The sequence below is a fragment of the Methylobacterium sp. BI1 genome (assembly GCF_056680125.1).
In genome coordinates, this window is record NZ_CM155267.1 from 3,667,067 (window position 1) to 3,685,404 (window position 18,338).

Here is an 18,338-nt window from a genome sequence, read left to right on the forward strand (position 1 = left end):
CGGCCCCCGCGCCTCAGGCGGCGCTGGCGGCCGATAGCTTGGCGATTTCGACCGCGGCCCGCAGCTCGATCTCGGCGATCAATCCGTCGAGACGGGGGTCGCCGCTGGTGCCGTTGCGCTCCGACAGGCGGGCCGCGATGGCCTGCAGGTCGCGCGTCGAGACGCGGCCCATGATCAGGGAGGCTTTCAGCCGGTCGAGCCCATCGAGCAGGTCATTGCCGCGTTGGGCCGACCGGCGCCGGCGCTCCTCCGGCGTATCGGTGTTGCTCTGAAGCGTCAGGATGGCGTCGAGACCGGCGAGCGATGCCGCGGCGGTGGTGCCCGGCCCACCCGCGCTCGTCGCCGGGCTGGCGACGGCGAAGGCGGGCGCGCCCTCGCTCCGGCGCGGTGCCGCGCTCGGGCCGGTGCTGGCAGTGACGAAGCGGGTGTCGACGCGCATGAGGTGAGACCGATCGGGGCGATGGTCCGCCCGGCGCCGGCAGAATCCGGCAGGCGTGGTTAACCGGTCGTAAACGACCCGGCAGAAGGTGCCGGGTCGGCAGGAAGCGTCCGGGACGTTCGACCGGCCGGCGCTGAAATTGCGAGAGAATATCGTTCAAAAACAACGCTTTGGCACAAGCGTTCGGTTGGCATGGTCCTGGCAGACTGAACAGGACCTTCCCGTCGTAAAGTGCCCCATGACCGACACTCCGAACGGCCCTATCCGAATCCGGTGCCTCGCCCTCTGCATTCTGGCAGGGTGGGCGATGCTGGTCGGCCAGGCGGTCCCTGCCCTCGCCCTGTCGCGGGTCAAGGACCTCGCCAGCGTGGAGGGCGTGCGCCAGAACCAGCTCGTAGGCTACGGCATCGTGGTCGGGCTCAACGGCACCGGCGACACCCTGAACAACATCCCGTTCACGAAGCAGTCCCTGCAGGCGATGCTGGAGCGCCTCGGCGTGAACACCCGCGGCGCCACCATGCGCACGCAGAACCTCGCGGCCGTGATGGTGACCGCGAGCCTGCCTCCCTTCGCAACCCAGGGCAACCGCATCGACATCACCGTCTCGTCCCTCGGCGACGCCAAGTCCCTCCAGGGCGGCACTCTCCTGGTCACGCCGCTGCTGGGCGCCGACGGCGAGGTCTACGCCCTGGCGCAGGGCTCGGTGGCCATCGCGGGCTTCTCGGCCGAGGGCGACGCCGCCAAGATCACCCGCGGCGTTCCGACGAACGGGCGGGTGCCGAACGGCGCGATGATCGAGCGCGAGATGGCGTTCAAGATGAACGACATGCGCTCGCTGCGCCTGTCCCTGCGCAATCCCGACTTCACCACCTCGAAGCGCATCGCCGCCGCGATCAACGACTTCATGGGCGCCGACACGGCCGAGCCCACCGACCCGGCCACGGTGACCCTGCAGATTCCCGCCCGCTACACCGGCAACATGATCCGGCTCGTCACCGAGATCGAGCAGCTCAAGGTCGAGCCGGACCAGACCGCACGGGTCGTGGTCGACGAGCGCTCGGGCATCATCGTGATGGGCCGCGATGTGCGGGTCTCCACGGTGGCGATCGCACAGGGCAACCTGACCGTGACCATCACCGAGCAGCCGCAGGTGAGCCAGCCGGCGCCCCTCTCCAACGGCACCACCACCGTCGTGCCGCGCACCGGCGTCAAGGTCGATACGGGCGACGGCAACAAGCTCGCCCTCGTCAAGGAGGGCGTGACCCTGCGCGAACTCGTCGACGGCCTCAACGCCCTCGGCATCGGTCCTCGCGACCTCATCTCGATCCTGCAGGCGATCAAGGCCGCAGGCGCCCTCCAGGCCGATATCGAGGTGATGTGATGCTCCTCGCCGCCCTCCCCCACCTCCAGCCGGAGACCTGATCCCATGCTGTTCGCGCCCCTCGCCGCCAGCGCCGCCCTCGGGGTCGGCAAGGCCATCGTCGGCGACATCGCCAAGACCGTGCAGAGCGCGGTCGGTTCGAGCGCCGGCAGCGCCGCGAAGTCGGCCGCCGAGGCCAAGGCCAAGAAGGCCTCCACGGACTTCGAATCGATGTTCCTCGAGCAGTCCCTCGACCGCCTGTCGCAATCCGAGGGCACCGACGGCCCGCTCGGTGAGAACGGTACCGGCGGCGGGGTCTACCGGTCGATGCTGACCAAGGAATATGCTGGCCAGATCGTGAAGAGCGGCGGCGTCGGCATCGCCGACCAGGTGTTCCGCGAGATGATGAAGATGCAGGAGGGTGCCGGTGCAAAGGTCAGCTGACGTTCCGGCGCCCCGCGTGTCGGACCGGGCCGGGGCGACGGCCTTGGTCGCCGGGGTGATCGCGAGCCTCGAAGCGCTCGAGGGCGTGCTCGCCCGCGAGAGCGACCACATCCGCGTCGGCCGCCTGCGGGAGGGCCTCGCCGAGAACGAGCGCAAGTCGGCCCTGGCGGCCGCCTATTTCCAGGGCCTCGAGGCCACGAAGGCCAACGCCATCGCCCTCGCGCGCTTCGCGCCGGAGGGGATCGCTAACCTCAAGGCGGCCCATGCCCGCTTCACCCAGGCCCTGGAGACCAACCAGGCCGTCCTGGCGACGGCCCGAACCGTGTCGGAAGGCCTCGTGAAGACCTTGGCGGACGAGATCGGGCGCACCCGCACGCCCACCGTCTATGGCCGCCCGTCCCAGGGGCCCTCCCCCTACGGCCGTAGCGGGGTCGCCAGAAGCCAACCGCTGGTGCTGTCGCGCAGCCTCTGACCGCCAAGGCTCGGCGGACATCCTATCCGCGCGGCGCGTCAGGGACGTCCGTGACCCATGCGGACGAAGGCACGCACCGGCCCGAACTCGGATTCGCTGCGGGTGTCGATCGAGAGCTGTCCCGCCGTGACCGGCGCGGCACCGTGGCTGCCGACATCGATGCCACCGACGGCGCGGCCGCTGAGGCGGATGCAGGTGGGTGAGCCCGGCACGCGGACGAAGCCCGCACCCTGTTTGGGACAGGGTAGAAGTTTCTCCCCCTGAACCTGCGGTCGGAGGCGCTCCGCCGCGCCGGCGCTCATCGAGAGGCCGGGCGACGTCAGCACCGCCATGGCCAGAACGGCACGCATCCTGGGGGTCATGACCGGGCTCCCGCATTCGCTCCGGCCCTTGGGTTAAGCCATCCCGGCCGCCGGACCAACTCGCCGATCCCCACCTCAGCTGAGATAGTTCACCAAGGTCAGCTTCGAGAGCATTGAGGTCACCTGGTAGCTCGCCTGGAGCTGCGTCTGCAGCTGCAGGAGTTGCGCGGTCACGTCCTCCGCCGAGATGTTCTCGACGCCGTCGAGCGAGCCCTGAAGGGCGTTGCGGTTGGTCCGGTTTTCCGTCTTGGTGTCGGAGAGGGTGCTGGCGGCGAGGCCGAGATCGCTGGCGATGCCCGGAACGCCCCCTGTGGTGTCGTTCGAGACGAGCAGGCTGCCGGCGTGGTCGGACAGCGCGCTGAAGCGTTTGGCTTCCGGCGTCCCGCTGACGGCCGTCGTTCCCGAATCGGCCGCGATCATGGCGAGACCGGCGAGCACCTTCCGGATCGGTGCTTCGTTCGCCTGGACGCCGATGTTCAGGACCCGGTTCGCCCCGATCTGCGCCGTGGCCGTGGCACGCGGATCCGACGCGGTGTCGTCGCCCGTGTACCAGATCACGGTCTTGGTGCTGGCCGCTTCGGCGTAACCGTTGCCGTCGGCGCTGATGCGCCGCGGTGCGAGACCGGCGGATTGCGATCCGGCGAAGAAGTCCTGGGCCGCTCGGGAAGCCGAGCTCGCCGCGAGGCTGGTGGAGGCCGCACCCTTCAGGGCGTTGGTGACGGCCTGCGAGAGACTGTTCGCGACAGCCTGTGGACCGCCTGCCAGGGAGAATTCGGTGGTGGAGGTGGGATCGGAGTTGGCGCTGGCCGTCAGGGTCAGGGTCTGGGTCGTGCCGTCGCGCATGGCAACGCTGACCGTCACGGTGTCGCCCGCGACGGGGGTTCCATTGACGTCGAGCTTCAACGTGGCCGGCGTGCCGGTTCCGAAGTTGGCTTGCACACCCAGTTCGGTCGGGCCCTGGATGCTGGCGACGGGCGCGCTTGCGAAGCGGGTGTTGAGGTAGGTCTGCGCCTCGGCCGCCGTGGCGAAGACCGGCATGGTGTCTGTCGCGCCCGCCGGCGAGGATGCCTTCGCGGTGAGATCGACGAAGCTCTGCGTCCCGTCCGGCTGATTGATCGCGATCCGAAGGCGATCCCCCTCGGCCGGCGGCTTCGCCAGGGTGAACGTCACCGGCGGAGCCGTCGCGGCGGTGGTAGCGCTGGCGGCGATCGCCGTCGTGTTGGAACTCGTTGCCGAGAGCAGCCGAAAACCGAAATTGGCCCGCGTCTCGGTTCCGGCGGGACCGGACCCATCCTCGCTGATCGTGACGCTATTGCCCGGTGATGCCGGCACGGCCGTACTGATCCGGCCCGATCCTGCCGGCAGACCGAGGTCCGCGGTCTTCTGTTCCGCGATCAGCGTTTTCAGGCCGGCGAGGCCCTTGGCGACGTCGCCGTTCAGGATCGTGTCGGTGGAGGCGACCGGCGGCGCATCGGTGGCGCGACCGCCGAAGATGTATTGTCCTGCGAGATCGACGTTCAGGGCATCCACCGCCGCATCGAGGCTGTTGCGCGCGATCTGAGGCGTGTTGGCGATCGTCGAGCTGTTGCTCGCGGTCAGCGAGCGCCGCAGCCCGTCGCCGAGGGTGTTGATCTGCGTGACGCTCGCGTTGGCGAGGGTGACGCGGGTGGTCGCGTTCGTGATCACCGCGTCGTAGCCGTCGAGGGCGCTGAGGGCCGCATGCGCGCTCAGGCTGGTGGTCCGCCCGGCGCCGAGGCTGCCATAGGTCGTGCCGACCTTGCCGCTGGAGAGCTGGTTCGTCAGCGTATCGAGGCGGCTCTTCAGGCCGACGAGGTTGGCCGTGTTGCGGTCGCCCAGATAGGTGCTGGCATTGAACGGAGCGATGCTCATCGGTGCCTCGGAAGTGATCGGGACCTCGGTCGGGCGCGGCGCATGGGAGCCCGCCCTCAGATCCGCAGGAGGGTGTCGAGGAGGTCGCGGGCGGCGGTAAGCACCCGCGCGTTGGCGCTGTAGGCGGTCTGGAGCTGCACGAGCTTCGACATCTCCTCGTCGATGCTCACGCCGGAGACGGAGGCGACGCGGGCCTGAGCGGTCGCCAGCGCGATACCCTGCCCCTCGTCGAGATCCTGCGCGGAGGCGGCGCCCGCCCCCTGGGCATCGATGATCCGCTGGGCGAAATCCTGGACGCTCGCGGTGTAGGGGGCCGCGACGCCGCCGATCCCGCTGGCCGCCGCGAAGGTCCGGCTCGCACCGGTCAGGGCCTGGTAGAGGTACTGGGGCCGCGAGGCATCCGACGCCAGGGTCTTGGACGAGAGGGTCACGAGGTTGGCGGTGTTGCTGACCACCGCCTGGTTCACGCTGATCCGCTGCGCGAAACCCGTGAGCTGCGAGCCGCCGTCGAAGGAGCCGGTGTAGAGCGTGCCCTTCTTGTTCCCATCGACGAAGAGCGGAATCTGAGCGGCGCCGCTCTGGAAATCGTCCGGATCTTTCAGCTGCGTGACGCTGGCGCCGATGCCGAGGAGCGTGGGCGCCCCACCCGACGGATCTGAGACGATGCGGAGGCCGCCGGTGCCGGCGCTCGGCTGGCTGGTGACGCTGAAGCTCGCCCCGAGGGCGGTCTGGATGGCATCGCGCAGCCCGGCATTGGTCCCCGTCAGCTTGATCGGAATGATCGATGCCGTCGGATCGTTGATGTCCTGGGGATCGATCTTCGGCGCCGGATCCGAGGTGTAGGGCATCAGGACGAGGTTGCGCTGCGTGCCGGCGGCATCGCGCACGCTCACCGTCACCGCATTGCCGGCCTTCAGGCCGTCGAGATCGATGTCGAACCCGCTGGAGGTACCGGCCGTGACCGCCGTACCCTCGGCGGTGCGATCCGACAGGGAGCGCGAGAGCCCGGCCGCCAGTTCGTCGAGTTGGCGCTGGGCCTGCGGCAGGACCGTGTCGCGGAGCTCGATCCCGGCGGCGAGCGAGCCGGAGCGGATCGCCTGGGTGGCGATCAGGTCGATCTTGGAGCCGCCGGGCGTCGTCGCGGTGATCGTTCCAACCCCCCGGGTCGCCGCGTTGTCCGTGTATTCCGAGTCGGGCGAGAGGGTGCCGCGGCCGTCGAAGCTCAGGATCGCCGCGGCGCCGCGATCGACGAGGGTCATGCCCGACGTGGTGATGACGGTCAGAGTGCCGTCCCGCTGGTCGACGGTCTGGATGTCCAGGAAGGCGGACAGGCCGGTCACGGCCTGGTCGCGCTGGTCGAGCAGGCTGGCGCGGGCTCCCTCGTCAGTGGCGCCGGTGATCTGCGTGTTGAGCGTCGCGATGGAGGCGAGATACGCGCTCGCCTTGGCCGTGTCGCTGCCGAGCTGGCTCTCGGTCGCCGAGCGCAGGTCCTGGACGCCCTGCGCGATGGTGCCGATGGTGGACGCCAGATTCGCGGCCTTCGTCACCACCGTGGCGCGGGCCGGTGCCGAGGTCGGTTCGCTGGCGAGGGCTTGCAGTGACTGGGCGAAGTCGTTCATCACCCCGTCCAGGGCCGTGGACGAGCCGGGGGTCCCGTAGAGCTGATCGAGCTGCGTCCGGACCGCCGAGAGGGAGCCGGTATAGGCGGCCCCCGAGGTCTCCATGCGCAACTGCCGGAGGGAGGCCGCGTCGAAGGCGCGGGCAATCGTGCCCACCGCGACGCCGGAATTGCCGACGCCCGTCGAGACGGTGTCGAGGGTACGCTTCGTGTACCCGACGGTGCCGACATTGGCGATGTTCTGCGAGACGACCCCGATCGCGGCCTGGGTCGCCTTCAGCCCGGCGGAGGCGGTGTTGATGGCGTTGAAGCTCACGAAGCCCCTCCCCTCGGTGTCGGATCGCGTCCGGCGTCAGGCGTCCTCAGCGGATGATGTTGATCAACGCGGACATCATGTCCTGGGCGGTCGAGATGACCTTCGTGTTGGCTGAATATGCCTGCTGGGTTACGATCATCTTAGAAAATTCGCTCGCGATGTCGGTATTCGACTGCTCCACGTTGCTGCCGACGACGGTGGTGCCGTTCAGTCCGACGAGGGCGGTGCCGGACTCGAGGGTCTGCTGGTAGGTGCCGTTCGAATTCGCCTTCAGGCCGTCCGAGTTGGTGAACTGCACCACCTTGATGTTGGCCAGCGCGATCGTGTTGCCGTTGCTGTAGGTGCCCGAGACCTTGCCGTCGGTGGTGATGCTGAGGTTGTTGAGCGTTCCGGACGTGTAGCCGTCCTGGGTCAACGTGTTGGTCGTGACGGTGCCGGCGGCCGAGGTGTAGGCCGTCAGCCCGCCGCTGCCGTAGCTGAGCTGGATGTTGCCGAGGTTGACGCCGTCGACGGTGAGCGCCGGAATTGTCACGGCGTTGGCAGCGGGCGAGGTCAGCTGTCCACTGCTGTTGAACTGGAAGGCCGTGCCCGCATTCGTCCAGGGCGTGGCCGTGCTCGTGACCGTGCTCTGATTCGCATAGAAGAGATTCCAGACGTCGCTGGTGCCCGCCGCCGTGTCGGCGTTCTGCACCTTGGCCCAGCGTGTCTGGACACCGACGGGTCCGCCGCTCGCCGTGTAGGCGGTCAGCGACGGGCCGGCGATGCTGCCGTTGATGAAGCTGGAGGCGTCGGCGGCCGAGACCGTCGCGGCGCCGGTCCCGGACAGGATGGCCGGGTTGGCCCCCGAGGCCAGGGTGCCGAGAAGCTCGGAGCCGGGCACGCTGGACTTCGCGTTGGTGGTGGCGGGCGTCTTCGGCAGGTTCGCCGAATACGTGATGGTCGAGGTCGCGTGGGCGGGCAGGATCGTGTTCGAAACCCGGATCGGGCCCTCGCTCGTGGCCTGTCCCGTGACCGGGTCGAGGCTGGTGCCCTTCAGGAAGGAACCGCCGCCGTTGACGAGGTACCCGTCCTTGTCCAGGGCGAAGTCGCCGCGTCGGGTGTAGGAATCGCCGGTGGCGAAGTTCGCCTGGCCGTTGGCGTCGCCGGACTTGGTGGTGACGGCGAAGAAACCTTCGCCGTTCAACGCCATGTTCGTGCCGATGTCGGTGGCGTTCAGGCTGCCCTGCACGGTCGTGGTCTGCCGGGAATTCGCCGCGACCGTTCCGGCCACCTGCCGGCTCGGCGTCTGCTGCTCGGCGACCAGATCGACGAAGCTCGTATCGACCCGCTTGAAGCCGGTCGTCTGGGAGTTCGCGATGTTGCCCGAGATGTTGTCGAGCGAGAACGACTGCGCCTTCAGGCCGGAAACGGCCGTCTGCATCGCGGTGAAGACATCCATGGCCGAAAACCTTGCGTCACGGTGGCGGTGGCGGGGCGTTCCCGCACGGCCTCTGCCCCGTCGAGCAATCGGTGTGCCAAGGCCAAGTCATTGGTTATAAGAGTGTTTTCCGTGTGTTGACCCGGCAGAAATCGCCCTTTCCACGTCCTGTCGGCAGCTTTTGCCGGGTCAAGGTTCACCGACGAGGTCGTTTACGCGCCGTTATCGTCGTCACGTCTAAGGTCGCCGGAACAAGGTGGTGGATCGAAATCATGAGAGCCAAACGGTCGACCCTCGTCCATCTGATCTACTTCTCGCGACTCAACCTCGCGGCGGACGCGGCGACGCGGACCCGGCAGATCGGCGAGATCACGCGGCAGGCGCAGAAGAAGAACGAATTCTCGGTGATCACCAGTTTCCTGCTCATCGAGCAGAATTTCGCTGCGCAGGTCATCGAGGGTGAGCGGGCCTCGGTCAGTGAGACCTTTGCCCGGATCAGCAACGATTCGCGGCATCGTGACGTGCAGATCGTGGAATGGCGCGAGATCCTGAAGCGCGAGTTCGTGAATTCGTTCACCACGGGAATCCGGGGGCCGGTCAACGACGCCATCTTCCAGAAGGCCAACTTGCTTCCGATGTTCCAGCGCGGAACGCCGAAGGGCATCGCGATCCATGCCCTCGCGGCGACTCTTCAGGCGGAGTCGATGACGAAGCAGGGTATCGACCACCTTTTCGTCTGATGCTGCGGTTGCGTGGCGCGCCGTCGTCGCCCCGTCCTCAAACCCGTGAAATTCCATGAGCGATACGCCCGCGATCCTCATCGTCGATGACCAGGAGAAGTTGCTCAAGCTGGTCATCCTGCTGATGAATCGGCTCGGCTTCCCCGATGTCGAGGGGGTGACCGATGCGGTCACGGCCCTCGAGCGCATGCGGGAGCGCCGCTACGCGCTCGTGATCTCCGATCTCGACATGGAGCCGATGGACGGCCTCTCATTCCTGCGGGAGATCCGGGCGGACGACGCCCTGATGAACACGCCGTTCCTGTTGACGGAAGCCTCGTTCGACTTCGAGGACATCAACCTCGCGCACCAGGCCGGGGCCGACGCCTTCATTCTCAAGCCTTTCGACATGTCGGTGCTGAAGGCCAAGCTGAAGCAGGTCATCAATCGCAAGCCGCGCCGGCGCGAGGCGCCGCTGGCCACCGAATCGGCCCTAAGCATCGACTTCCCGATGTTGGGAAAATTCTGAGGCCGACCCCCGGTCTCAGGCGGGGATCACCCGCCTGTAGAGGTGCCAGGTCGCGTGACCGAGGATCGGCATCACGACCGCGAGGCCGACGAAGAGCGGCAGCGACCCGAGGATGAGCAGGCCGGCCACGACGAATCCCCAGGCCGTCAGGGTTCGCGGATTACGCCGGAAGGCGGCGAGCGAGGTTTCGATCGCGGTCAGCATGTCCACGTCCCGGTCCACGAGCATCGGCACAGAGACCACGCTGAGCGCGAGGACCACGAGGGAGAAGGCGAAGCCCACGAGATTGCCGATGACGATCAGGGCCCAGCCCCGCGGGGTGGTGAGCACGTCCTGGGCGAAGGCAAAGATCGAATCCGGCACGCTCGTTCCGTAGAGCGCCCAGTAGATCCCCTGTGCCGCCACCAGCCAGCAGGCGAAGACCACCGCCAGCAGCAATCCGAGCCCGGCGAGGGCGCCCGCTGCCGGCCGGGTCAGGTTGGCGAAGGCGTAGGCCCAGTCGGTCGACAGGCCCTGCTCGCGGCGGCGGCTCAGTTCGTAGAGGCCGATCGCCGCGAACGGGCCGATCAGGGCAAAGCCCGCCGCCAGGGGAAAGACCAGGGGCAGCACCTCGGTACCGAAGGCGGCGGTGGCCAGCACGATGCCGACGAGGGGATAGATCAGCCCGATGAAGAGGGCGTGGGTCGGCATCGCCAGGAAATCGTCGACGCCGCGGCGCAGCGCCATCGAGAGGTCGTGCCCGTCGATGGCATTCACCACCGGGCGGGCCATGCTGTGGCCGAAATCGTGAACCGGAAGGGTCGTCATGGCTCAAGCCCTCACGCAGGGAGGATGCCCACGACGTCGGCGCCCGAGCCCGTCTCGGCAAGACAAAAATCCTTCCGGACCCAATCCCGCCGCGCATGCCCGTGCGTGCTTGCGCCGAGAGCGACTACTCTCGACGCTAATCCCTTTCGGCGATCTTGTCTTCAGCCACACGGATCTACGGGCGAAGATTTTCGGATACTGTCTGTCGCGGTTGGAAAGCTTGGCGTTGGGCGGCCCGTGTCAAGCTGCGCGCTTCTGATAGTCCTTGATGTCGCTGAAGCGAACCTCCGGGGCGCGCTCCTCCTCGTAGCGCAGGGAGAAGGCCGTCGTGGCCATGAAGACCGGGGCCCCGTCGAGGTCGCTCGCCATGGCAGAGCCGTGGCTGCCGATGAACTTGTCGAGTTCGGGCTCCTTCTCGGCGGTGATCCAGCGGCAGATCGAGAACCGGGTCGGCTCGTAGTCGATCGGCAGGCCGTACTCCGCCTGGAGACGCTCCTTTAGCACGTCGAGCTGCAGGGCGCCCACGACGCCGACGATGGCCTGGGAGCCGTCATGCGGGCGGAAGACCTGCACGACGCCTTCCTCGCCCATCTGCTGCAGCGCCTCCTTCAGCTTCTTGGCCTTCATGGCGTCGGTGAGCTTGATCCGGCGCAGGATCTCGGGTGCAAAGCTCGGCACCCCGCGGAACACGATCTCCTCGCCCTCCGTCAGGGTGTCGCCGATGCGCAGGGTGCCGTGGTTCGGGATGCCGACGACGTCGCCGGCGAAGGCCTCGTCGGCGATGGCCCGGTCCTGGGCGAAGAAGAACTGCGGGGCCGAGAGCGACATCGGCTTGCCGGTGCGCACCAGCTTGGCCTTCATGCCCCGGTTCAGGCGCCCCGAGCAGACCCGCATGAAGGCGATGCGGTCGCGGTGGTTCGGATCCATGTTCGCCTGGATCTTGAACACGAAGCCCGTCATCTTCGGTTCGGTCGGCTCCACGAGGCGCTTGTCGGCATCCTGGCCACGCGGTGGCGGTGCGAAGCGGGCAAGTCCGTCGATCAGGTCGCGCACGCCGAAATTGCGCAGGGCCGAGCCGAAGAACACCGGCGTGAGGTGGCCTTCCCGGAATGCCGCGAGGTCGAAGCGCTTCAGCCCGGTCTCGGCGAGCTCCGCCTCCTCGCGCCAGGTCGCCGCCTCGCCGTCCTCGGTCAGCAGCTGGTCGAAGAGCGGATCCGCCACGCCCGTCACCGCCACGGTTCCGGCATCGTCCGCCGCGTCGAGGCGGCGCACCCGGCCGTTGCCGAGATCGTAGGTGCCGGCAAAGCTCCGGCCGCGCCCGATCGGCCAGGTCACGGGCGCCACGTCGAGGGCGAGCACCTTCTCGATCTCGTCGAGGAGCTCGAAGGGATCGCGCGCCTCGCGGTCGAGCTTGTTGATGAAGGTGACGATGGGGATGTCGCGCAGGCGGCAGACCTCGAACAGCTTGCGGGTCCGTGCCTCGATGCCCTTGGCGGCGTCGATCACCATCACGGCCGAATCGACGGCCGTCAGGGTGCGGTAGGTGTCCTCGGAGAAGTCCTCGTGGCCGGGGGTGTCGAGGAGGTTGAAGACGCAGTCGCCGTACTCGAACGTCATCACCGAGGTGACGACGGAGATGCCGCGCTCCTTCTCGATGCCCATCCAGTCCGAGCGGGTCGAGACCCGGTTGCGCTTGGCCTTAACCTCGCCGGCGAGCTGGATCGCGCCGCCGAACAGCAGCAGCTTCTCGGTGAGCGTGGTCTTGCCGGCATCCGGGTGCGAGATGATCGCGAAGGTGCGGCGGCGGGCGACGGGGTCGGCCTTCGCCTCCGGCGGCTTGATCTCAGACGGCATCAGCATGGCGGGCAAAAATTTCCGGGTCCGCCCTGGGCGGCATTGCATTCGCGACGGATAAGCGACGAAGGGGTGTTCTGTAGGCGTTTCGCGCGCGATGCGCAAAACTCAGCCGCGTCCGAGATAGGGCATGGCGGTGGCCATCACGGTGAGGAACGGGACGTTGGCCGAGAGCGGCAGGCCCGCCATGTAGACCACCGCGTCGGCCACGTGCCGCGCATCCATCACGGGCTCGGGGCGAATGCTGCCATCCGCCTGCCGGGCGCCCTTCGCGATGCCCGCCGTCATCTCCGTCTCGGCATTGCCGACGTCGATTTGCCCGCAGGCGATGTCGAAGGGGCGCCCGTCCAGGGCCGTCGCCTTGGTCAGCCCGGTGATCGCGTGCTTGGTGGCCGCGTAGGGGGCCGAGTGCGGCCGGGGCGCCTGCGCGGCGATGGAGCCGTTGTTGATAATGCGCCCGCCTTGCGGATCCTGCGCCTTCATCATCCGGAAGGCCGCCTGCGTGCACAGGAAGGCACCGGTGAGGTTCACGTCGACCGAGCGTCGCCAGTCGTCGAGGGTGATCGTGTCGATCGCCGCCGCGGGCGTGAACACCCCGGCATTGTTGAACAGCAGGTCGAGCCGCCCGAACCGCTCGCCCACCCGGGCGAACAGCCGCGCCACCGAATCCGCGTCCGCCACGTCGGTCACCAGGGCTTCCGCTGTAACACCCGCAGCCCTGGCCAGACCGGCCACCTCCTCGAGGGGCGCGAGGCGCCGCCCTGCCAGGGCAAGGTCATAGCCCGCCGCGGCGAGCGCCAGGGCCACGCTCCGCCCAATCCCCGACCCCGCCCCCGTTACCACCGCGATCCGCCTGCCCATGTCCCGCTCCCCATCGCGCCGCCAAGAGCCATAAGCGCCCCCTTCCCCTGTTGCCAGCACCCGACACTGCGTCTAGACACACCTCCGCCGAGCGCGATGGGGCGTCGCCAAGTGGTAAGGCAGCGGTTTTTGGTACCGCCATTCCCAGGTTCGAATCCTGGCGCCCCAGCCAGTCTCCTGACTCGATCGCTGATGTCTCTAACTCCTCCTTGAATAGGGGCGCTGGAGCGTCGTGAGGTCGGGTCGCTTCAAGCGTGCACGCCCCCCAGAAGTGTTCATCGCTCAAGCCGATAGATGTCGATGATGCATGCTCTGACAGCGCGAATCGCGGTTCGGATTTGCCCAATGAACCCAAAACATCCCAAATCAAATTTATGAACTAATTTGAGTTTACCTACAGTCGTTAGGCTAAAAGCCGATCACGTGGCTTCTACCTTTAACGGTTGCTTGCTCTAATATTTGGCTCGACGGCGACATTTACGGACGCTGAGCCAGCACTTCGAGGTTCCGTAGCTGCGCTGCACCGAGCTTTGAACCTAACGTTTTAATTAGCGTCCGGACTCATAACCAGTAGCTGACGGTCGCGGCGAGGCAGACGGCGGCGAGGTAGTTGACCGCCGAGCGGTCGTAGCGCGTAGCGATGCGGCGGAAGTCTTTCAGGCGACCGAACATCCGCTCGATGCTGTTGCGGCCCCGATAGAGCACAGGCGAGAAGCACGGCTTCCAGCGCCGGTTGACCTTGGGCGGGATGTTGGGCGCGGCTCCGGCCGCCTCGATTTGTCGGCGGATGGCATCGCTGTCGTAGCCCTTGTCAGCCAGCACGACGCGGCAGGCGGGCAGGCGTTCGAGCAGCAGCGCACCGGCCTTGCAGTCGGCGACCTGCCCGCCAGTCAGCAGGAAGGCGAGCGGGCGGCAGGCGCGGTCGGTGAGAGCGTGGATCTTGGTCGTGCGCCCGCCCCGCGAGCGGCCGATGGCCTGGTTTTGCTCCCCCCTTTACCCCCGGCGGCGCAGCGGTGGGCTTTCACGGCGGTGGAGTCGATCAGCACCTGGGAGGGCGGCCCGCCGGCCTGGGACAGTGTCTCGAATAACCCGACCCAGACCCCCTTGGCCGCCCAGCGCACGAAGCGGTTGTAGAGCGTCTTCTTCGGCCCGTAGACGTCCCGCGGCGCGTCCGTCCAGCGGCCGCCAGACTTGAGCACGTGGACGATACCACTGATCACCCGCCGGTCGTCCACGCGCTCCTTGCCCCGCGTGTCGGTGGGCAGGTGCGGCGCGATCCGCGCAAACTGCTCGTCCGTCAGCCAGAACTGATCCATCGGCCCCTCCCATGGGAGCCGTGAATCACACCTACGCCGTCCGCGCCACCCTTATGGGTCCGGACGCTAGAAATGGGTTCGTTCTGCGAAAACGTCGCGTATCTCCCTCCTCCTCGGTCTCAACCTGGCGGAACGCTCTTCTGGCATGATGCTTTTGTGCAGTGGGTTCAAATAATCCTGGATCTCTATAAATAATTTGCGGTTATGGGACTGGATATAAGGTGACCTAGTTCAAACTAACACAAATAAAGTCAAATTATTGTAATAATGCGCAATATTATGTCTAACAAAACAAGATATAGAAAATATAATAATGATAAAAATCCGAAATAAATTCACGATGCGAGACTTGTAACGACTGTAAATATAAAAAATAGCTTTAAAAGCACATGAATAATAAATATTATTTTATAGATTCGACCTTTCTATGATTCAAAATTAAGGTGAGGTGATGGTATCCACAGGTTGGAGGGTGCGAACGTTTTTCGCTTCCGTTCGATCGGCACGCTCTCTCAAGGCATAATGGAATTCGCTGGGAGGTGTTGCGGCTTCGTTCTTGCATTTGCTGCCGCGAGTCGAAAGGATGCAAACGTATGTTTCTTTCAACGCCGCGTCCGGCTTGGACGTGAGTTCTGAACCTGCGCCAGATCCCGCTTTTCGTTAAGCGACCTGGCTGATAGCAATCCCGAGAGTGTGATGCCACGCACCATGCGAGTGGCGACGGCAGTGCCGTCCGACAAAGGCAGACCAACATCAAGGCGTTCAACGCCATCTTCTCGTTCGAGCCAGAACGAAGTGCTCCGTGTATACTCGTCCGGCGCAGAGGATATTATGGAGGCAGCTGAGAGTGCGCTGAGGCATAAGGCTGTCGAGATGGCGCTTGGCGGCGACGCAGGGATGATGCGGTACTGTCTCGGAGAGCTCTCGGCTCAGCGGTTGCGGTCTTCGGGATTCATGCTGCCCGAGCTCACCACGATTGAGGATCTTCCGAAAGCAACCTACGTTATCCTGCAAGCTGCAGCGGTCGGCACAATAACTTTCCAGGAAGCGAACGAGCTTGCAAAGCTCGTGGGTGTTCATGCCGAGGCGATGCGGGACGAAGAGCTCAGCCGGCGCATTTCGCTTCTCGAGGAGCAGCAAGGCTGGTGAGTAATCGAAAGGCCTACGGACGCCGTGTACGGCGCTTAGAGCATGCCATGTGTCGGCATGGGCTTTCTTTCGTTATACAGTGCCGTGATGGGGAGGAAGATAGTGAGAGAATAGACCGGTTATGCAGTAAAATTGAGAAAGACTACGGTCCACTGAATTCCTCTAAAGATCAAATAATAATTAGCCGGGTATTTGGAGGCACATCGCAGATTTCGGATGATGTGCTGGTATTGCCGATGTCAGGTCCATAAGTTATGATAGATTTTTTAAGAAAATTAGTATTAGACTTATAACAATCAAGGCCTGTTGATACGACCTTAGCAGCGCAGCTACCCAAAGTTCATTTTGTGTCAAAGTGCTGTTGCCCCTCCTGGCGCTTGTGACGAAATCGAACGCCGGCCCCTCCTCCGTTTTCGGGGATGAACTCGATACCGGCCACTTCGAGTGCTTGCCGTAAAGCCGATATGGTTGGCCCATGAGCGCCGAGATCGCCAGGCTTCGCCTCAAGGCGCTTAATAGTTGGCAGCGAAACGCCGGAAGCGAGAGCAAGATCCTTTTGCTCCCACCTGATGAGAGCACGTGCCGCGCGTACCATTTCGCTAGTCAGCGTTAGCATTTTATCGGTTCCTCAAGGCTCAAATGATACCTCAGGTATTGACAGCAATGAGCGATTAAGTGATACTCAGGGCATCAAATACCGGAGGCGCTGATGACATCCCGTCGATCAATCTCGTGGTCTTCTGCGCTTCAAAGTTTGCGAGCCGACCGAGGGCAAACGCCGCCAGCGGAACGACGCCTTCACCTCCAAGCTACGGCGTTCGCTAAGCTGGCTTTCCATCGCGCACAAGCGCTAGCGCATGACTGTCCGATGATTGTCTTCGGAGCTTACGACCGACGTACAATCATGCGTTTGGCTGCAGTGGCTGCGAACGCGAGGCGCACAGCGACTGGCGAGACCTGGCGTACGTGCATCTCCGCCGCACTTCGAGGGACTTGGGCAGCAGCGAAAGCGTCTCGCCAGTCGGCCGAACGTCAACAAAGCTGTTGCTTTGCAGGCAGGAGTGAAACGTCGGTCTCCACTGGATCTGGGGCGAAGTTTCCGGGGATACGCCAGGAAAATACATGCTTCGCATTGGATGTATTATCAAAACAACCGCCTCTGTAGATGCCCAACCGCAACTCTCATCTTCGTTCTATTTCTGCAGAACGGATCACCGCATTTCTATGCGAAGTAGGTTCGTCGGATTGAGTAAAATCTGCGGCTGAACTCACTGCATTAAACGGCCCACCTATGCCGGCCGCGCGATCCTATCACCAATTTAACCACAGTCGGAGGCCCACGATGCCCCACAAGAAACCGCGTCAGCGCGCGGCTGATCCTGCACGTCCAACGGTGGCTTCCCTAGGTGTCCAGGTGAAGCTCATAGGCCGCGACGAGGATGAACAACTCAGAGTGTTGATCGAGCGATATGAGCAACTTCTTTACGACTGGGAGCACCTTTCCTATCAGGCCCTAAAGGCGCTCGCTGACCGTCCGCTTATCCGAAGCGGAGGCCCTGATGCCGTACGTCGCGCTTGAGGACGTTCGCACAACGCGGCGCGGGTCTTTATCGAATCGCCGGCGGCTCCAGGCTTGGGAGCGGACGGGCGGGACCTGCGTGGTTTGCGATTGTCGCATCGACGGTGTGCGGGACCGCTGGATCGTCGAGCACATACGCGCTCTCGAACTCGGTGGGTTGGACGAGATCCAGAACCTCGGACCAGCGCATGAGGCGTGTGGGCGAGAGAAGACGCGCGGTGATCACGCCCGAGCTGCTGAAGCGAAGCGACAGAAACTCCGGCATCTCGGGGCAGCGGCCAGCACTCGCCCGATGCCTGGGTCACGGACTTCAGCTCTCAAGCGTAAGGTTGATGGAACGGTTGTGCTCCGCGAGGAGCGTCCACGGTACCGTCAATCAGTTGGGTTTCCCGCGGAAAGCGGTGAGGCTGAAGCACTTTGCTCGATGCCGATCGCGGTGGACGCCGCGACCAATCCGACTGAGCACCTTTGCCCGAAGGCGATGCTGTCGGATAAGGAGGTCTTGTCAGGGACGGGGGAGCAAATGGCGAACCGAGCGGCAACGAAGGCAGGACTGGCGAGCCTGGGCCAGGAGGATACTTCGGCCTCAGGAGACGTGCTCCCCGCGATCCCCGCTCACCTCGACTTTCTGTTCAGCGACCGTCCCCTGCTGCCCGGCGAAGATCCAGACCAGTACGAAACCCTTCTGCGCAGCATCGTTCATCAAATCCGCCCTGGTGACGTCATCGAGGCGATCTGGGTGAAGAACATCACGGACTTGATCTGGGAGGCCAATCGGATCCGGCGTTGGCGGAGGCAGATCCTGGTTCAAGCTCAGCTACAGGCAGCCGAGGATTTGATCCGCCCTGCCCTCCAGAACGCGGATCCTATGGGATTGAACCAGTTCGTGACCCCATCGGCTAATAGCTTGGCCGCAGGTTGGATGGCGGGAAATGTAGAGCAGCAGGCACAAGTCGATGGCCTCCTACGAGAGCGTGGTCTCACGGCAGAAAACGTCGCTGCGCACGGCTTCCTTTTGAACTTGCCCTCTATCGAACGCATCGATCGAATGGCTTTGCTCGCTGATCAGCGTCGAGATGCACTCCTCCGGGAGATCGAGCGCAAGCGAGAAGGGTTTGGGCAGCTTGCCCGGAAAGTTGCCGCGGACATCCTTGACATCGAGCGCATTGACAAGCGGTGAGCCGTTTATTTTGAACGTTGGGTCAG

At 64.9% G+C, this 18,338-nt stretch carries 16 protein-coding genes, 1 tRNA gene and 1 pseudogene; 9 read left to right on the forward strand and 9 right to left on the reverse strand.

All coding sequences use genetic code 11. From position 1 onward, the window contains the following. Window positions 1-13: 13 nt before the first annotated feature. Complete coding sequence (locus AC1MGR_RS17345) at window positions 14-439, reverse strand: flagellar assembly protein FliX (protein ID WP_480232362.1); 426 nt, start codon at window positions 437-439, stop codon at window positions 14-16. Window positions 440-746: 307 nt separating this feature from the next. On the opposite strand from AC1MGR_RS17345, the gene AC1MGR_RS17350 reads away from it, so the two are divergent. The 3 genes from AC1MGR_RS17350 to AC1MGR_RS17360 are packed head-to-tail and all read left to right on the forward strand — an operon-like array spanning window position 747 to window position 2,715. After that, window positions 747-1,820 (forward strand): flagellar basal body P-ring protein FlgI, encoded by a 1,074-nt coding sequence (locus AC1MGR_RS17350; protein ID WP_244477271.1) that lies wholly within the window; start codon window positions 747-749, stop codon window positions 1,818-1,820. Window positions 1,821-1,865: 45 nt separating this feature from the next. Continuing rightward, window positions 1,866-2,243 carry a rod-binding protein gene (locus AC1MGR_RS17355; protein WP_480232363.1) on the forward strand — a complete coding sequence of 126 codons (378 nt, stop codon included), beginning with the start codon at window positions 1,866-1,868 and terminating at the stop codon, window positions 2,241-2,243. Beyond that, on the forward strand, window positions 2,227-2,715 hold the full coding sequence (locus AC1MGR_RS17360) for a hypothetical protein (protein ID WP_480232364.1): 489 nt from the start codon (window positions 2,227-2,229) through the stop codon (window positions 2,713-2,715). Before AC1MGR_RS17355 ends, AC1MGR_RS17360 begins: the two co-directional genes overlap by 17 nt. Window positions 2,716-2,753: 38 nt before the next feature. On the opposite strand, the gene AC1MGR_RS17365 is transcribed toward AC1MGR_RS17360, so the two are convergent. The 4 genes from AC1MGR_RS17365 to AC1MGR_RS17380 all read right to left on the reverse strand — a co-directional run bounded on the left by AC1MGR_RS17365 (window position 2,754) and on the right by AC1MGR_RS17380 (window position 8,339). Next, window positions 2,754-3,077 carry a porin gene (locus tag AC1MGR_RS17365; protein ID WP_480232365.1) on the reverse strand — a complete coding sequence of 108 codons (324 nt, stop codon included), beginning with the start codon at window positions 3,075-3,077 and terminating at the stop codon, window positions 2,754-2,756. A 75-nt stretch (window positions 3,078-3,152) separates the two neighbouring features. Further along, window positions 3,153-4,967, reverse strand: coding sequence for a hypothetical protein (locus tag AC1MGR_RS17370; RefSeq protein WP_480232366.1), 1,815 nt, complete (start codon window positions 4,965-4,967; stop codon window positions 3,153-3,155). 56 nt (window positions 4,968-5,023) lie between these two features. Then, window positions 5,024-6,901 carry a flagellar hook-associated protein FlgK gene (flgK, locus tag AC1MGR_RS17375; protein ID WP_480232367.1) on the reverse strand — a complete coding sequence of 626 codons (1,878 nt, stop codon included), beginning with the start codon at window positions 6,899-6,901 and terminating at the stop codon, window positions 5,024-5,026. Between the two features lie 46 nt (window positions 6,902-6,947). Further along, window positions 6,948-8,339: a flagellar hook-basal body complex protein gene (locus AC1MGR_RS17380; RefSeq protein WP_108037460.1), complete on the reverse strand. Its 1,392-nt coding sequence runs from the start codon at window positions 8,337-8,339 to the stop codon at window positions 6,948-6,950. A 251-nt stretch (window positions 8,340-8,590) separates the two neighbouring features. On the opposite strand from AC1MGR_RS17380, the gene AC1MGR_RS17385 reads away from it, so the two are divergent. Both AC1MGR_RS17385 and AC1MGR_RS17390 read left to right on the forward strand, forming a co-directional pair. After that, window positions 8,591-9,058, forward strand: coding sequence for a BLUF domain-containing protein (locus AC1MGR_RS17385; RefSeq protein WP_108037462.1), 468 nt, complete (start codon window positions 8,591-8,593; stop codon window positions 9,056-9,058). 55 nt (window positions 9,059-9,113) lie between these two features. Continuing rightward, entirely contained in the window at window positions 9,114-9,566 is a 453-nt protein-coding gene (locus AC1MGR_RS17390) for a response regulator (RefSeq protein WP_056215936.1), read from the forward strand. Between the two features lie 15 nt (window positions 9,567-9,581). Here AC1MGR_RS17390 and AC1MGR_RS17395 read toward each other — a convergent pair whose 3' ends face one another. The 3 genes from AC1MGR_RS17395 to AC1MGR_RS17405 all read right to left on the reverse strand — a co-directional run bounded on the left by AC1MGR_RS17395 (window position 9,582) and on the right by AC1MGR_RS17405 (window position 13,088). Further along, window positions 9,582-10,373, reverse strand: a complete 792-nt coding sequence (locus AC1MGR_RS17395) for a DUF2189 domain-containing protein (RefSeq protein ID WP_108037464.1) — start codon at window positions 10,371-10,373, stop codon at window positions 9,582-9,584. Between the two features lie 240 nt (window positions 10,374-10,613). Further along, window positions 10,614-12,233 carry a peptide chain release factor 3 gene (locus AC1MGR_RS17400; RefSeq protein ID WP_108037466.1) on the reverse strand — a complete coding sequence of 540 codons (1,620 nt, stop codon included), beginning with the start codon at window positions 12,231-12,233 and terminating at the stop codon, window positions 10,614-10,616. Window positions 12,234-12,335: 102 nt separating this feature from the next. Next, complete coding sequence (locus AC1MGR_RS17405; protein ID WP_480232368.1) at window positions 12,336-13,088, reverse strand: SDR family oxidoreductase; 753 nt, start codon at window positions 13,086-13,088, stop codon at window positions 12,336-12,338. A 97-nt stretch (window positions 13,089-13,185) separates the two neighbouring features. Between AC1MGR_RS17405 and AC1MGR_RS17410 the strand changes: the two genes are divergently transcribed. Then, window positions 13,186-13,260, forward strand: a tRNA-Gln gene (locus AC1MGR_RS17410). Between the two features lie 389 nt (window positions 13,261-13,649). Here AC1MGR_RS17410 and AC1MGR_RS17415 read toward each other — a convergent pair. After that, window positions 13,650-14,404, reverse strand: a protein-coding gene (locus AC1MGR_RS17415; RefSeq protein WP_480232369.1) for an IS5 family transposase whose coding sequence is annotated in 2 segments (ribosomal slippage) — window positions 13,650-14,074 and window positions 14,074-14,404 — 756 coding nt in all. Because the reading frame shifts where the segments join, the coding sequence is not laid out codon by codon here. A 696-nt stretch (window positions 14,405-15,100) separates the two neighbouring features. On the opposite strand from AC1MGR_RS17415, the gene AC1MGR_RS17420 reads away from it, so the two are divergent. From AC1MGR_RS17420 to AC1MGR_RS17430, 3 genes and pseudogenes are all read left to right on the forward strand, one after another. Then, on the forward strand, window positions 15,101-15,553 hold the full coding sequence (locus AC1MGR_RS17420; protein WP_480232370.1) for a hypothetical protein: 453 nt from the start codon (window positions 15,101-15,103) through the stop codon (window positions 15,551-15,553). Between the two features lie 1,559 nt (window positions 15,554-17,112). Next, window positions 17,113-17,337 (forward strand): annotated as a pseudogene (locus AC1MGR_RS17425) (HNH endonuclease); the annotation flags it as partial. Window positions 17,338-17,556: 219 nt separating this feature from the next. Further along, window positions 17,557-18,312: a hypothetical protein gene (locus tag AC1MGR_RS17430; protein ID WP_480234932.1), complete on the forward strand. Its 756-nt coding sequence runs from the start codon at window positions 17,557-17,559 to the stop codon at window positions 18,310-18,312. Window positions 18,313-18,338 lie beyond the last annotated feature (26 nt).

What these genes read in the sequence shown, in the direction of transcription:
- AC1MGR_RS17345 (WP_480232362.1), bottom strand. Translation starts at nt 439, where the DNA reads ATGCGCGTCGACACCCGCTTCGTCACTGCCAGCACCGGCCCGAGCGCG.
- AC1MGR_RS17350 (WP_244477271.1), top strand. Translation starts at nt 747, where the DNA reads ATGCTGGTCGGCCAGGCGGTCCCTGCCCTCGCCCTGTCGCGGGTCAAG.
- AC1MGR_RS17355 (WP_480232363.1), top strand. Translation starts at nt 1,866, where the DNA reads ATGCTGTTCGCGCCCCTCGCCGCCAGCGCCGCCCTCGGGGTCGGCAAG.
- AC1MGR_RS17365 (WP_480232365.1), bottom strand. Translation starts at nt 3,077, where the DNA reads ATGACCCCCAGGATGCGTGCCGTTCTGGCCATGGCGGTGCTGACGTCG.
- AC1MGR_RS17370 (WP_480232366.1), bottom strand. Translation starts at nt 4,967, where the DNA reads ATGAGCATCGCTCCGTTCAATGCCAGCACCTATCTGGGCGACCGCAAC.
- AC1MGR_RS17380 (WP_108037460.1), bottom strand. Translation starts at nt 8,339, where the DNA reads ATGGATGTCTTCACCGCGATGCAGACGGCCGTTTCCGGCCTGAAGGCG.
- AC1MGR_RS17385 (WP_108037462.1), top strand. Translation starts at nt 8,591, where the DNA reads ATGAGAGCCAAACGGTCGACCCTCGTCCATCTGATCTACTTCTCGCGA.
- AC1MGR_RS17390 (WP_056215936.1), top strand. Translation starts at nt 9,114, where the DNA reads ATGAGCGATACGCCCGCGATCCTCATCGTCGATGACCAGGAGAAGTTG.
- AC1MGR_RS17395 (WP_108037464.1), bottom strand. Translation starts at nt 10,373, where the DNA reads ATGACGACCCTTCCGGTTCACGATTTCGGCCACAGCATGGCCCGCCCG.
- AC1MGR_RS17400 (WP_108037466.1), bottom strand. Translation starts at nt 12,233, where the DNA reads ATGCTGATGCCGTCTGAGATCAAGCCGCCGGAGGCGAAGGCCGACCCC.
- AC1MGR_RS17405 (WP_480232368.1), bottom strand. Translation starts at nt 13,088, where the DNA reads ATGGGCAGGCGGATCGCGGTGGTAACGGGGGCGGGGTCGGGGATTGGG.
- AC1MGR_RS17420 (WP_480232370.1), top strand. Translation starts at nt 15,101, where the DNA reads ATGCCACGCACCATGCGAGTGGCGACGGCAGTGCCGTCCGACAAAGGC.
- AC1MGR_RS17430 (WP_480234932.1), top strand. Translation starts at nt 17,557, where the DNA reads ATGCCGATCGCGGTGGACGCCGCGACCAATCCGACTGAGCACCTTTGC.